Annotated in this window: 14 protein-coding genes; 6 read left to right on the top strand and 8 right to left on the bottom strand. The window is 36.1% G+C overall.

The features are described 5' to 3' along the window. The first annotated feature begins 524 nt into the window (after window positions 1–524). The 5 genes from ATN92_RS14395 to ATN92_RS14375 all read left to right on the top strand — a co-directional run bounded on the left by ATN92_RS14395 (window position 525) and on the right by ATN92_RS14375 (window position 6,402). The gene (locus ATN92_RS14395) at window positions 525–1,541 is read left to right on the top strand and encodes an ABC transporter ATP-binding protein (RefSeq protein WP_034543831.1); all 1,017 of its coding nucleotides are present in this window, start codon (window positions 525–527) and stop codon (window positions 1,539–1,541) included. Further along, a complete protein-coding gene (locus ATN92_RS14390) occupies window positions 1,538–2,512 on the top strand; it encodes an ABC transporter ATP-binding protein (protein ID WP_056953029.1) in 975 nt (324 codons plus the stop codon). Before ATN92_RS14395 ends, ATN92_RS14390 begins: the two co-directional genes overlap by 4 nt. Continuing rightward, the gene (locus ATN92_RS14385) at window positions 2,512–3,471 is read left to right on the top strand and encodes an ABC transporter permease (protein WP_056953027.1); all 960 of its coding nucleotides are present in this window, start codon (window positions 2,512–2,514) and stop codon (window positions 3,469–3,471) included. The genes ATN92_RS14390 and ATN92_RS14385 overlap by 1 nt, the downstream gene beginning before the upstream one ends. A 15-nt stretch (window positions 3,472–3,486) precedes the next feature. After that, entirely contained in the window at window positions 3,487–4,440 is a 954-nt protein-coding gene (locus tag ATN92_RS14380) for an ABC transporter permease (protein WP_056953025.1), read from the top strand. A gap of 141 nt (window positions 4,441–4,581) precedes the next feature. Beyond that, the gene (locus ATN92_RS14375; RefSeq protein ID WP_056953023.1) at window positions 4,582–6,402 is read left to right on the top strand and encodes an oligopeptide ABC transporter substrate-binding protein; all 1,821 of its coding nucleotides are present in this window, start codon (window positions 4,582–4,584) and stop codon (window positions 6,400–6,402) included. Between the two features lie 125 nt (window positions 6,403–6,527). Here the strand turns inward: ATN92_RS14375 and ATN92_RS14370 are convergent, their stop codons facing one another. The 3 genes from ATN92_RS14370 to ATN92_RS14360 all read right to left on the bottom strand — a co-directional run bounded on the left by ATN92_RS14370 (window position 6,528) and on the right by ATN92_RS14360 (window position 8,476). Continuing rightward, on the bottom strand, window positions 6,528–7,124 hold the full coding sequence (locus ATN92_RS14370) for an NAD(P)H-binding protein (protein WP_056953021.1): 597 nt from the start codon (window positions 7,122–7,124) through the stop codon (window positions 6,528–6,530). A gap of 11 nt (window positions 7,125–7,135) precedes the next feature. Beyond that, window positions 7,136–7,591, bottom strand: coding sequence for a flavodoxin (locus tag ATN92_RS14365; protein WP_056953019.1), 456 nt, complete (start codon window positions 7,589–7,591; stop codon window positions 7,136–7,138). Window positions 7,592–7,858: 267 nt separating this feature from the next. Beyond that, window positions 7,859–8,476: an NAD(P)H-binding protein gene (locus ATN92_RS14360; RefSeq protein ID WP_056953017.1), complete on the bottom strand. Its 618-nt coding sequence runs from the start codon at window positions 8,474–8,476 to the stop codon at window positions 7,859–7,861. A gap of 192 nt (window positions 8,477–8,668) precedes the next feature. On the opposite strand from ATN92_RS14360, the gene ATN92_RS14355 reads away from it, so the two are divergent. Then, the gene (locus tag ATN92_RS14355) at window positions 8,669–9,238 is read left to right on the top strand and encodes a sugar O-acetyltransferase (protein WP_056953015.1); all 570 of its coding nucleotides are present in this window, start codon (window positions 8,669–8,671) and stop codon (window positions 9,236–9,238) included. Between the two features lie 48 nt (window positions 9,239–9,286). On the opposite strand, the gene ATN92_RS14350 is transcribed toward ATN92_RS14355, so the two are convergent. The 5 genes from ATN92_RS14350 to ATN92_RS14330 form a co-directional block, all read right to left on the bottom strand. Beyond that, window positions 9,287–10,348 carry a baeRF8 domain-containing protein gene (locus ATN92_RS14350; protein WP_056953013.1) on the bottom strand — a complete coding sequence of 354 codons (1,062 nt, stop codon included), beginning with the start codon at window positions 10,346–10,348 and terminating at the stop codon, window positions 9,287–9,289. 97 nt (window positions 10,349–10,445) lie between these two features. Then, window positions 10,446–12,038: a cation:proton antiporter gene (locus tag ATN92_RS14345; protein ID WP_056953011.1), complete on the bottom strand. Its 1,593-nt coding sequence runs from the start codon at window positions 12,036–12,038 to the stop codon at window positions 10,446–10,448. Between the two features lie 150 nt (window positions 12,039–12,188). Beyond that, window positions 12,189–13,034 carry an aldo/keto reductase family protein gene (locus tag ATN92_RS14340; RefSeq protein WP_056953009.1) on the bottom strand — a complete coding sequence of 282 codons (846 nt, stop codon included), beginning with the start codon at window positions 13,032–13,034 and terminating at the stop codon, window positions 12,189–12,191. A gap of 65 nt (window positions 13,035–13,099) precedes the next feature. Further along, window positions 13,100–13,642, bottom strand: coding sequence for a GNAT family N-acetyltransferase (locus tag ATN92_RS14335; RefSeq protein WP_056953008.1), 543 nt, complete (start codon window positions 13,640–13,642; stop codon window positions 13,100–13,102). 102 nt (window positions 13,643–13,744) lie between these two features. After that, window positions 13,745–14,254 carry a DoxX family protein gene (locus ATN92_RS14330; RefSeq protein ID WP_056953006.1) on the bottom strand — a complete coding sequence of 170 codons (510 nt, stop codon included), beginning with the start codon at window positions 14,252–14,254 and terminating at the stop codon, window positions 13,745–13,747. Between the last annotated feature and the right edge of the window lie 216 nt (window positions 14,255–14,470).

Below are 14,470 nucleotides of genomic sequence, written 5' to 3'. Positions count from 1 at the left end.
TTTAATACCGTGTTTTCATATTCTGACACGTCAATGATAGCGTTTCAACTTATTTTACTAACTAATTTTTCATGAAAATAATAAAAATTTTCTTTAAAGGAGTTTCAGAAACTAATTTTTCTGAAACTCTTTTTTATTTCTAAGATAATTGGTTCAAACCATTGCCGTTATAACGTCAATTAATTAGTCTATTCTATCTTCTCCTATATTCTATGAATCTCTTTGGTATCAATAATTAGACCAGTGACCTGAAAATATACGTATCGTCATTTATAAGTTAACTTTTTTCTAATCTTTCTAATTTAATTGTATAGTCTGTTCATACAGATAAAACAAAGTTTATAGCCCGATTATGAATAAATAATAAAGTTTTTTAATATTATTTTAATATTGGGGGTTGTAAATTAGAAAATGATTAACTATAATCGAACTCAATTATTAAAAAAGTTCAACAGAGCACTGGTACAGACGTATCTTTGCATCTTAGGGTTTAAATAAGAAGATTATTAGAATCAGGAGGGGATATCTTGGAAACTACATCAGATTTTCTAAATATTAAAGATGTTAATACTGCTTTTAAGATTAACGGTAAATATTACGATGCTATTTCTCATATTAATCTCACAGTTCATCATGATGAGATTCTCGCCATTGTTGGTGAGTCTGGATGTGGAAAGAGTACTTTAGCCACAACCATTATGGGATTGCATGATCCATCCGAAACAAAAATTTCAGGTGAAATTGATTTTGAAGGCACTAACCTTTTAAAACTTGATGAAGCTGGATACAACAAATTCCGAGGAGCCAAAATCGGAATGATCTTCCAAGATCCACTATCTGCTTTAAATCCTCTAAAAAGGATTGAAGATCAAATTAGTGAGGTCATGACTTACCATACTAAATTGACTGCCGAGCAAAAGCATGATCGAGTTTTGGAACTATTAAAAGAAGTAGGAATTGTTGATCCTAAAAGAACTGCTCATCAATTTCCACATCAACTCTCCGGTGGTATGCGTCAACGTGTTATTATCGCGATTGCCATTGCTTGCAAACCCGATTTAATCATCGCTGACGAACCAACAACTGCTCTTGATGTAACAATTCAAGCTCAAATCTTGGATGTTCTAAGAAAGATTCAATCCGAAAATCACGCCGGTATCATCTTAATCACTCATGATTTAGGAGTTGTTGCTGAAACAGCGGATCGTGTAGCAGTTATGTACGCCGGACAAATTGTTGAAGAAGGTAGCGTCGAACAAATCTTCAATACTCCAAAGCATCCTTATACACGTTCACTATTAAGATCAATGCCTCAACGTGACAATCAAAACGATGACTTATATGTCATCCAAGGTAATGTTCCCTCATTACAAAAGATGTCTAAGATTGGTGATCGATTTGCACCACGTATTCCTTGGGTCAAACCTGAAGAACACGAAGAAAATCCAACAATGCATGAAATAGAACCTGGACATGAAGTTCGTTGTACTTGTTACAAGAACTTCTCGTTTCCAGATCAGGTTGGGAGTGTGAAAGCATGAGTTTAGTTGAAATCAAAAATTTAAAAGTTCACTACCCTATCCGTTCTGGATTTTGGAATCGAATTACTGATTCTGTAAAGGCTGTCGATGGTATCAGTTTCAATATTGAAGCTGGTGAGACTTACGGATTAGTTGGTGAATCTGGTTCAGGTAAATCAACCACTGGTAAATCAGTCGTTGGCCTAGAAAAAATCACAAGCGGTTCAATCATGTATCAAGGTAAAGATATTACCAAAAAGATCAACCGTAAAGAACTTGATTACAACCATGATGTTCAAATGATTTTCCAAGATTCCCTTTCTAGTTTGAATCCTAGAAAAAGAATTGAAGATATTATCGCAGAACCATTAAGAAATTTCGAGCATTTAAGTAAAGATGAAGAGAAATTAAGAGTTTTACAACTACTAGATATCGTTGGTTTGGATCCTGATGCTTTATACAAGTATCCTCATCAATTCTCTGGTGGTCAAAGACAACGTATCGGAGTCGCTCGTGCCGTTGCCACTAACCCTAAATTGATCATCGCTGATGAACCGGTTTCCGCTTTGGACCTTTCCGTTCAAGCTCAAGTTCTAAATTTCATGAAGAAAATTCAACGTGAATTTGGAATTTCTTACCTATTCATCTCCCATGATTTGGGTGTTGTCAGACATATGTGTAACAACATCGCTATCATGAACCGTGGCCGGCTAGTTGAAATTGGAACTCGTGATGATATTTATAATCATCCCGTTCATATCTACACTAAGCGTTTACTAGCCGCCATTCCTGAAACAAGTGTTAACAACAGACAACAACATCGTGCTAATCGTTTAGCCGTTGAAGAAGTCTATCGTGAACAACAAGACAAGTATTACGACAAAGATGGTAAAGCTTTCCCACTAGTTCCAATTAGTCCAACTCATTCAGTTGCTCTACCAAAAGAAGTTGCCAACAAGATCATCAAACAAGAAGGAGAGGTGAAGGCATAATGTGGAAAACAGTTCTCCGTCGTATCATGATTATGATTCCTGAAGTTATTATTCTTAGTCTTTTAGTTTTCCTATTAGCTAAGGCAATGCCTGGTGATCCTTTCACCGGTTCCATTAATCCTAAATCTGATCCTGCTCAACTTCATCATTTGATGAAAATGAATGGTTTGTACGATCCTTGGTATCAACAATATTGGAATTGGGTTGTCCATCTATTCCACGGTAACTTGGGTAACAGTTATCAATATCAAGAACCAGTTACTCGTTTAATTGGTAGCCGTGCCGTTAATACCATTTGGTTAGCCTTACTTACAACAGTTCTTACTTACTGTTTTGCTCTACCAATGGGTATGTTTGCTGCTAAGCATGAAGGTAAACTTCCTGACAATATCGTCAGAATTTACACATATGTAACTTACAGTATTCCTTTCTTCGTTGTTTTAGTTATTGGTATCTGGATCTTCGGTTACGTTCTAGGCTGGTTCCCAACTACAGGTTCCGTTTCAGCTACCGCTAATCCAGGACTTCCAACCGCTGGATCTCATTTGTACCACATCTTATTACCAAGTATCTTGGGTGCACTATTTGGAACTGTCAACGTTGTTCAATACCTTCGTTCAGAAGTTATCGACGCCAAACGTTCCGATTATGTCAGAACTGCTCGTTCTAAAGGTGTTCCTGAAAAAGATATTTACAAACATCATATTTTTAGAAATTCATTATTACCTATCGCCGCATTTGCCGGTTATTCAATTACTGGATTGTTAAATGGTTCTATCTTTACTGAAACAGTCTTCTCTTATCCAGGTATGGGACTACTATTTATCAATTCAATCAATTATCGTGATTACACCGTTATCACTGCTTTAGTTTTAATTTACGGAATTTTGAATCTATTGGGTACGCTACTTTCAGATATCATCCTAAGTATCGTTGATCCTAGAATCAGAATCGAATAAGGGGGCCGTTAATTTATGGAAGAGAATCTAAATAAACATTCAAATATTTCAGCGGCTGACTTAGACCGTTTAACTAAAGAAGCTAGCGAAGAAGCTACTCCATCATCTGCCAAGATTGTTTGGAACGAGTTCAAGGCTGACCGACCTGCTTTCATCGCCTTGTTTATCGTTGTTGGCTTTATACTTTTCGTTATGATTGCATCACTATTCATTAATACTCCAAAAATGATGGAGACCAACATCATGAACTACAATATCAGTCCAGGAACCAATGGTTATACTCTCGGTGCTGATGCTGGTGGTCGTTCAATCGCTCAACAGCTTATCGTTGGTTCACGTAATTCAATCGGTATTGCTATCGGACTTACAATTATTTCTTCAACCTTTGGTATTTGCTGGGGATTAATTTCAGGTTACTTCAGTGGCTACATTGATTGGGGTATGCAACGTGTGTACGACTTCATGATGATGTTACCAATGACAATGATGATCATTGTTTTAGTTACTATCATTAAAAACTACAATGCTGTTTCATTGACACTTATCTTCTCTATCTTCTATTGGGAAGGTACTTCACGTTTGATTCGTTCACGTACTCTTTCAGAATCTGAAAAAGATTACGTTGCTGCTTCTAAGACTTCTGGTACTAGCAGTCTCAAGATTATTTTCCGAGAGATCATGCCTAACATTTCATCATTGATCATCGTTGATACAACTTTATCATTTGCTGAAAACATTGGTGTTGAAACAGGTCTTTCCTACTTGGGATTTGGTCTTCCAATTCAAACTCCATCACTTGGTACTTTGATTGCTAATGCTAATGATCCTAATAACATCACCGAATATTGGTGGACATGGTTACCAGCTGCCTTGTTGATTATCGTCCTTTGTTTATCAATTAGTTACATTGGTCAAGTTGTTAGACGTTCAGCCGATGCATCTCAACGTCAAGGAGCTGCAGAACAATAATTATTTCGTAATTTTACAAAAAATTAAGGGAGATGGTGCCTTTTCCTAATCACGGGTTTTATAAGTCTTCTGGATACAAATTTTCTTAGCCAATTCTGTAATTGGTGAATATAGGGTTTTTTAACTTAAGGGGGAAACACAATGGTTAAAACTAAAAATAAGGTTATTCTCTCAGCTGTGACACTTTTGGCTGCCGTCACATTAGCTGGTTGTTCTAACGGAAATAGCAGCAGTTCTTCATCTGGTACAACTGCTCAAATTAAATTAAAGTCATCATTTAAGAACAGTGCTGCTACAGATAAAAATGCAACTAAGAATGGTACTTTGAAGTTGGCCGAAGTCGCTGACTCACCATTCCAAGGAATCTCAGATCCAGTCCTTGCTTCAAACGCCGCTGACTCACATGTCTTCTCTCCTGGTGGTTTGAACAACTTGTTCAACGTCGATAAGAACTACAAGATTATCGATGGTGGTCTTGCTAATCAAAAGCTTGATCGTAAAGCTAAGACAGCTACAATTACAATCCGTAGTAATGGTAAATGGTCAAATGGTGACCCTGTAACTGCTAAGGATGTTGAGTACGCATATGAAGTTCTTGGTAATAAAGAATCAACAACAAGTCAATATTCATCTGACTTTGAAAATATTGAAGGTATGGCTGCATATCATAAGGGAACAGCAAGTACTATCTCTGGTATCGAAATGCCAGATGGTGAAAAAGGTAAGAAAGTTGTTATTCACTTCAAGCATATGTCACCAAGTATGAAATTCTCTGGTAACTCATTCATTTGGGGCGCCGCTGAACCTTACGAATACATCAAAAATGTTCCTATTGCTAAACTTGCATCTTCAGAACAAATCCGTAAGAACCCTATCTTCACTGGTCCTTACAAGCTAGATAAGATTGTTACTGGTGAATCAACAAGTTGGGTACCAAACAAGTTCTACTATGGTAAGAAAGCCCAAATCGGACACATTACTATCAACGTTGTTTCATCAAACAACATTGTTAAGGCCATTCAATCTAAGAAGTATGACTCCGTAGTTCCTTCAGCTTCTGGTGAAGTTGGTGGTACTTCATACAAGAAATTGAAGAACCTTAAAGGTTATACAAAAGTTGGTCAACCTGCCCTATCATACAGTTACTTTGCCTTTAACTTAGGCCATTTCGATACTAAGACTGGTAAGAACGTTGCCGATTCTAATAAGAAGATGGCTAACAAGAGTCTACGTCAAGCTATGATGTACGCTCTAAACGTCGATGATGTTGCTAAGAAGTTTGGTAATGGTGTTGCATGGCGTGGTAACACTTTGATTCCACCTGTATTCACTAAGTACTACGATAAGTCAGCTAAAGGTTATTCATTGAATCTTAAGAAAGCCAACAAGTTACTTGATGACGCTGGATACAAGAAGCGTAACGGTAGCAAGTGGCGTTCAGATCCAAAGGGTAAGAAACTTACTATCTACTTCGGTGGTATGAGTGGTAACTCTATTACAGAAGCTACATACCAAGATTATCTACAACAATGGCACAAAGTTGGTTTGAACGTTAAATTATACGGTGGCAAACCAATGGAAATGAATAGCTTCTATGACTTGCTACAAAAACCAAGTCAAAACAAGATTGACCTTTGGACAGCTGCATGGTCATTATCATCTGAACCATCACAATCACAACTTTATGGTGAAACTGCTCCATTCAACATGGGTCACTTCGTAACCAAGAAGAATACTGAATTGATCAACAAGATGAACGATTCATCTGCTTGGAATGACAAGACACGTACTAAGACATTCAAACAATGGCAAGAATACATGAACGATCAAGCTGGTGTTGTACCAGAAGAATTCAACTACGTATGGCAACCAGTTAATAATCGTGTTAAAGGCTTCGACTTCAGTCCTGCCAATAACGAATTATTCAGTGATCTAACATTGACTTCTTCTAAATTGAAGTAGTCAATGCAACTCCATTAATTAACTCTTCTCCCACATTACACACATAATCAGTTAATTAATCGAAGAATCCCGACAAAAAAAGCTTCTCAAGACTAGAAATAGTTTTGAGAAGCTTTTTGATTTGCCTAAAGAATTGGTGCATCACGTTTAATTCCGTCACTAACACCTACATTTTGTTTCGATAAGTATGCTGGATCGTCGATTATTCTTAAAATAAGTTCAGCTACACTCTTACGTGAAATACTATTACCCTGAACCGGCTTATTAGGCTGTGTAACCTGATAACGTACCTCATTAACATTATTCAACCAAGCCAATCTTAAAATCGTGTAATCCAGTCCTGATTGCTCATACAGATGTGCAACCTGCGTTCCAATTTGACTAGTTGTCTTACTATGAGTTCCTAAACCACAGATAGAAATCACTCTCATAACACCATTAGCCTGCATGGCCCTAATAATATTCTGTGTCGGAACAATTGATTTCGTAGCTCCCGTTAAGTCAAAAACAATATCTTGATCCTCCACTGCAGCTTCCACAGCTGAGTTGTCCCTGACATCCCCTTCAATAGCGATTGATCGATTAACTATTAAATCATCAGCCCGAGTTTTATTACGCAAGAGCATCGTTAATTTAACTTCTGAGAAGGCTTTGTCACTCAATAGCTGTTCTTCAACTAGACGTGCGACTTTACCATTAGCTCCTAAAATCAAAATATTCATAGGACTACCTCCTAATCAAGTTGTTCAATAAACTCTTTCAATTGGGTATCGTTATTATTGTATCTAAAACCATCTGTTACCTTACTTGTAGCAGCCAATTCTTGAACGTAAGGCATCGATTCATTAACACTTGAACCAGCAGTCGTTGTAAAAGGAACAATAGTCTTATTTGAAAAATCGTATTTATCAAAAAGACTATAAAAAATCATTGGCACACGACCATTCCAAGTTGGATATCCTAAATAGATTGTATCGTATTTATTCAAATCTGGAAGCGTCGCTTTTATCTCTGGATGAATCTGTTGTTCAAATTCATTTTGAGCCACCGGTACATAATTACTATAACCCTCCGGATAAGGAGTTTTTGGTTCCAAATTGACAATGTCAGCGCCAGTCAACGCTTGAATCTTTTGAGCCACCCTCTTAGTGTTACCTGAGAGTGAAAAATAAATGATTAATTTTGCCATAATTACACCTCTTATTTAGTATCCTATACCCTCAAGTCAGGTTGAGGTCAAGAGATAAGAGAGCGAAGCAGGGGCGTTTAGCCCACGAGAATTTGCCTAAGTACTGAAATCGAACGCGTACTTGGCGGGCAATTTCAGTACTGTAGCAAACCGGAATGGGTTGCCCTTGTGGAGCTCGTTTCCACTATTAAACATAGAACAATGGTTATTTAAAGCAAAAAAGTGAAGCCAGAAAAAAATCCAGCTTCACTTAAAGTCAAACAGTCATTACTTAACAGCAACAGCCCTACGACTAATCTCTACATTCTTATGTGATTCCAACTTACCATTGTTAACTAATCTAACTGCGTAATCGACAACACTATCATAAGAAACATCCTCACTAGTTGGTGCCTCACCCTTATCAACTAGATCATAATTAATATCTTTTCCAGCATCTAAACGAGTTGCTCGAAGGATCGTATAATTCAATTCAGAATCCTCAATCAAACTAACAGCTGTACGATATGGCTGTAAAAGAGCATCTTGTGCTAAATTACCTGAGGCACCATCAGTAACGGGCATCTCATTGTAAAGACCCATTGATGTAATGAAGATCAGACGCTTAATCTTTTTCATCTTCATCCCATCAATAATTCTTTGAACCGACAAGCCCAGATTGCTATCCGTTGCCATTAGAACAATATCATTGCCATCTAAAGCTTCATTCAAAACCTTATCGTCTAAGACATCCCCATGAACCTCACGTTCACGTTTTTCATCGATTGATAAGATACTAGTATTACGAGCCAACAATGTTAAATAATCATCCGTTTTATCTAAAAGTTGTCTTGTAACCTTTTGACCAATTATTCCAGTTGCACCAACTACCAATACGTTTGTCATACCAAATTACCCCCGACTTCCAAATTTTGTTCCAGCTCTATCCTAACTCTTTTAAAGAAATCTAGCTAAATTCCTAATCACTCATTTTCAATTTCTTACATTGGCCGGCCTATTTTCACTCATATTTCAGTGTTTTCAAAAGTTATGCTATGCTTAATGTACACTTTTATTTAAAAGAGGAGAGATTTGAGAATGGAAATTGAACAAGACCCTGCGTATCAGCAGATGATAAATGGAGAACTTTACTTAGAATCAAAACCTTTGGTTAACTTGCGTAACGATGTACGAACAAAATTAATGGAATATAATTTGATTGCTGACAACGATCAAAGAAATACCAAAATTAAAAGTTTAATGAAATCAGTTGGTAATAGATTTTTCGTTGAACCAACAATTTACTTTAGTTATGGTGTCAATATCACTATCGGTGATCACTTCTATGCTAATCACGATGTCATGCTTTGTGATGAAGGCAGAATTACTATTGGTAATGATGTTAAATTCGGTCCCAAAGTCGGTTTATATACACCAAAACATCCCATGGACCCAGCCGTTCGTCGTACTGAAGCCGAAAGAACTGCCCCAATTACAATCGGAAACGATGTTTGGGTCGGAGGCAGCGCAAGTATTCTTCCAGGAGTAACTCTAGGAAACAATGTCATCGTTGGTGCAGGATCAGTTGTTACAAAATCCTTCCCTGATAACGTTATTGTTGTCGGAAATCCCGCTCGTATCTTAAGAAAAAATGAACCTAAAGATTAATTAACCAGCAAAAAAGGAATCTCAAGTTATTCACTGAGATTCCTTTTTTTAGTACACAATAGCACTCATACTTGGTACTGCTGCATCTTTTGAATAAACCACTTGCGAATTGGTTTTATTCAAAATAGATTGAACTAGCATTTTATTATGCTCTACAGAATAAGATGTTCCATCATTGAATGAAATCAGTGATTTAATATCTCGATTCATTAAAGCAAAATTAATTGTATCTAAATCATTGATCACACGCTCCTGATTATCCGCCCTATGCAAATCATGTTTGATTTTTTCTATCAATGCGACAGTTTCAAAATTCTTATACTCATTAACTTTTTCCAACATTTCTCTATGTGATAAATTAAGCATTGAACTGTGAATCACACCATCGATATATTTGCTATTCCCATAATTATTTAAGTAAACATCTAACACTTCTGGTAAGCCTGTTAAAAGAAAAGTCGTGCCCTCACGTTGATACATTGATCCCAATTTACGATCTAAATATTGGTAATAGATCAATTGATCTTTCTGCTGCTCTTCTGATTTTGTTCGATGACCATGATAAATCGCATTCTTCCCACCGTAGGAGCCAGAATTAAGATTAGCATTAACATCAAAGTCTGGATAATAGTCCGCAAAATTACTATGAACTCCCTCAAGTTCAACTTCTTTAAGATTATCCATATTAAAAACATTGATTCGATCACGACTGAGGTTGATCAAATACTCTGGATCAGCACCACTCTCTTCGGGCAAGAGCAGATCCTGAACTAGGAACGTTGTCCCAACATGTGCCTTAGGTAAAACTTGATGTTCCATGCGTGAAATTTCCATAGCCTCATTATTAGCAAAAATAATCAAAGCCTTTTTGGAGGTACTAAATAATTGGCGATCCAGTAATAAATTTTCTAATCGTTCAATTGCTTGGTCCCACTGACGTCTTGGATAATTCAATTCCAAATCTTTTTTAACGTCTTTCAATAAGTTTTTATAATTAAGAATGTTTTCTTCAATTTGAGGAGTTTCTGGATGAATTGGTAAGATAATGCTGATTTTTGGTTCCACATTTGAAGCTAAAAGTCTCATTAGGTTATCATTATTTATTCTCATAGTTCATCTCCTTGAATAATTCTTATGAACATCATTAGTATATATTTATATTATCATGAAGATATACAAATAGTCTAATAATAACTTCAGGAGCATTTTAGATTTCTGGTTGATTACGTGGATCTAAAATCAGCGATTCAGCTAAAAGTAATTCACTAAATATATCATCGACATCATCCTGATTTAATAATTTCTGTTCAGACACATCACACAGGTATTTCTGTTCTACATTAAATGCATGCAATAAAACTTGGTGCTCTTGTTGGTGCAAATTCTTTTCAAAAATGCCTACAGAACCATTTACGCTATTCCATTGTTTCAAATAATCCTTTACGGTATTATCCCGTAATTGATCTTTCAAATCATAAATAACACTATTTTTAACTTCTGTATTCAATTCGTCGAAATCATCAATACTGGCGATCCCACGACCAACCATTTCTTGCCACACTCGTCTAACTTTAGTAGTTGCATCTTCTTTTTTATCACCTTTAAGAATAAATTTAAAAATAAAGGTTGGTACCAGCATACTCATGATGATAATGGCCGACTCTACTAGAATAATTAAGTTAAAAGTTGCTGAATTATCCTTAATACTCAATCCGATAACTGAAAAAGCCATGGCCAAAGTAACTGACCCATGTACTCCCCCAAGTGAAAAAACAACCGCATCATAATAACTTAACTTACTTATATATTTACCATACAAGAAACGAACTAATAATGAAGACACATAAATAATAATCGCTATCCATAACCAATCCCACGATGTTCGTAAATTAGTTTTCTGCTGAACGACGATTCGTTCCAATGTAATTCCCAACACTACAAAGACAAAACTATTCAAAACTTCATTTAAAAAGTTTATCAACTGAACTCCTAAATGGACCTGTCGAGGTGATGTAAAGCGGCTACGTCTTATTTCACTGTTGAATACTAATCCAGCACTGACAACTGCAATAATACCGGAGACACCTATTCTTTCAGACAATAGGTAAATAATAAAAGGTGTCAGGATAAAAATAAGTGTTTGTGATGAAATAACGTTCATTTTGGTTCTAACTAACCATTGACGAAAGAGCATTGTAACAAACGCAAAGATTACTCCAAAAAACATTCCACCAATACCCGAAATTAAAAAGGCTTTAGTATTAGCCGCAAAAGAGAATGTACCAGTATGAAACCAAATCATTCCGGCCTGCAATAGGACAATCCCAGTAGCATCATTAAATAGAGATTCCATTTTTAACATAGAATTAACCTTTTTAGGCAAAGTTACACCTGCGGAGACTGATTCTAATGCCGTTGCATCAGTGGGTGTACTAATGGCTGCCAAAATCAAAGCTAACGGTAATCCTATTTTCATAATTAAGTTAACCGAAATCATTCCAACCGCCGCAATAATAACCGCCAAAACTACAGCCGTACTTATAATATTCCGATACTTTTGCCAGACAATAAAATTCATTGTTCGTTGACCTTCAAAAAATAATAAAGGTGCAATAATTAATAACATAAATATTTCATTATCAAAGCCCAATATCATGTGATTGGTTAACGGAATAATTCCAAAAATGATTCCCATTATTAAATTAATATACGTCGATGAAACCTTAGGAACTAACTTAGAAATAATATTAGCAAATGCCACCGCCACTAAAATGGCAAATGTTGATTCGTAAAGTGCCATACCCTCATCCCCTTTTTTCAATAACAATATTACAATACGTCTTCCAGAAATGTAGAATATTAGTTGAAAAATAATTTTTCAAATTATGATTACGATACAATCATGTTTTTTAAGCAAAAAGCCCAATTCAAATTGAATTGAGCTTTTTCTTTATCCTTGAGTAGAGTTATGGAAATGTGATGGTGCTGTATCAGACATGTTATTCAAAGTTTCCATATCTTCAGCACTGATTTCAAAGTCTAACTTAGCATTATCTTCAATATGAGCCTTGTGAACTGCCTTTGGTAAAGGCAATACTCCATTTTGGATAACAAATTGAATAGCTAATTGTGGAACACTGACATTGTATTTTTCAGCAATTTTGAGAACATCTTGGTTGTGAATCAAGCCACCAGTTGCTAATGGTGAATATGCTTCAACCAAAATATCGTGTGCTTGAGCAAATTTAGTGATCTTAGGTTCTGTGAAACCAACATAATATTGGATTTGATCAACCATAGGCTTAACCTTGGCTGTTTGTAAGACATTTTCCAAATCATGCACATTAAAGTTAGAAACACCAATTGCTTTAACGCGACCTGAAGCATAGATTTTCTCCATTGCACGCCATACGTCTTGATTCTCCTTGTCGTAATTAGCGCCAATTTGACCCCATGGCCATGGAGCATGAATCAAATAAAGATCCAAGTAATCTAAATCAAGATTCTTCATTGTAGTTTCAAAGTCATTTAAAGCATCATCATAATTTTTGGTCTCAGCTGGTAATTTAGAAGTTACGAACAAGTCCTCACGTTTAACACCTGAATCTTTAATACCTTGTCCAACTTCTTTTTCATTTTGATAAACCAAAGCTGTATCAATATGTCTGTAACCAGTATCAATAGCATCATGAACGGCCTGTCGAGCATCCTCTGCAGGGATCTGCCATGTACCAAAAGCAACTTTAGGAATTTTCACACCATTATAAATCTCAAATGTATCCGTTAATTTCGTCATAAAAAATGCTCCTTCCATTTAAACAAGCTCATGATACTCCTTAGAGTTAACTCTAGGTCAATTATTTAATCCAATTCTTTCCAAGGAATAATTGGTGACATTTCTTGAGGACGATCGTTCAAATCCTTTTGTAACCAAGTTACATCTAACCAGCGATTGAATTTAAAACCGACCTTATGAAAAGTTCCAACCTCTTTATATCCTCTCTTTTCATGAAATTTGATACTATTAGCATTTTCCTCAGTAATGCAGGCCATTAAATTAACGACCCCTTGTCTTTTCAAAATGTCCTCAAGCTTCTGGTAAAGAGCCGTACCCAGACCATGTCCCTTAAAGTTTTTATCAATATAAATACTAGTTTCCACGGTCCATGCATAGGCAGCTCTGGGTCCGTATAGATGGGCATAAGCATATCCTAGTACCTTATTGTCATCGTCCTCAGCGACTAAATAAGGGAAATTTTGAGAAATATCACGAATACGCTGTTTAAAGTTTCCAACAGATGGAATAACATCTTCAAAAGTTATCGTTGTATCAGTAATATAGGGTGCATAAATATTTAATAACGCTTGGGCGTCATCCTCTGTAACACGTCTGATTCTTGTCATTCAATCTGCCTCTTCTTAATAGATTTAATAGTTTAATATTATAGTACTTTTTGGCACAAAAAAACTTGCTGATTTACATCTACACAATCAACAAGTTTTATTTCAATCCCAAATACTGGATTGTTTCTTTTGTTTAAAGATGTGGGTTCTGATCCAAGGAATGACCCAGTAATCTAATCCAATTTTACCAGCGTTAAAACCAGCAATAATAATGAAGTATTCTAGAAAAATATATTCAGGGTTAACTGAAATAGCTTCAGCTAACATGTATGAAAAGTTCATCATTAGTCCAAAGAATACAGCTGCGGTTGTTAAACAACCAAAAATTAGACCTAAACCAACGAGGAACTCACCCCAAGAAACCATCATGCTCATACCCTTATAATGAGGTAATATGGCACTTAACATATTATTGAACCAAGGGTAAAGAACTTTACCCGTAGGTCCTTTAACAGGATTCTTAACGGCATTGCCGAGCAAACCCTTAACAGCTCCGGCGGCACCACCAGTGATTTTTTCCCATCCAGCCATTGTCCATAGAACACCTAAGTACACTCTAATAATAGCCAAAATGATTGAAGCAATTTTATTAGTACGTAAAAACTTTACCATAGTAATGTTTTCCCCCTTTTTACTAATAATTCCTTACTCCTATATTATAAGTCTAATTTGGCTTAATGAAGATTTTTTAGACTATACTTGTAGACTAATTATTAACAAAACGAGAGCACAAAAAAAGGAACCAACCATTTGGTTGATTCCTTACCATTAGCGTGGCAGCTACCTATCCTCGCGGGTAGTTTCCCACCAACTACTTTCGGCGTGGAG

The sequence above is a fragment of the Companilactobacillus bobalius genome (genome assembly GCF_009764355.1).
This window is presented reverse-complemented; position numbering and strand designations above follow the sequence as displayed.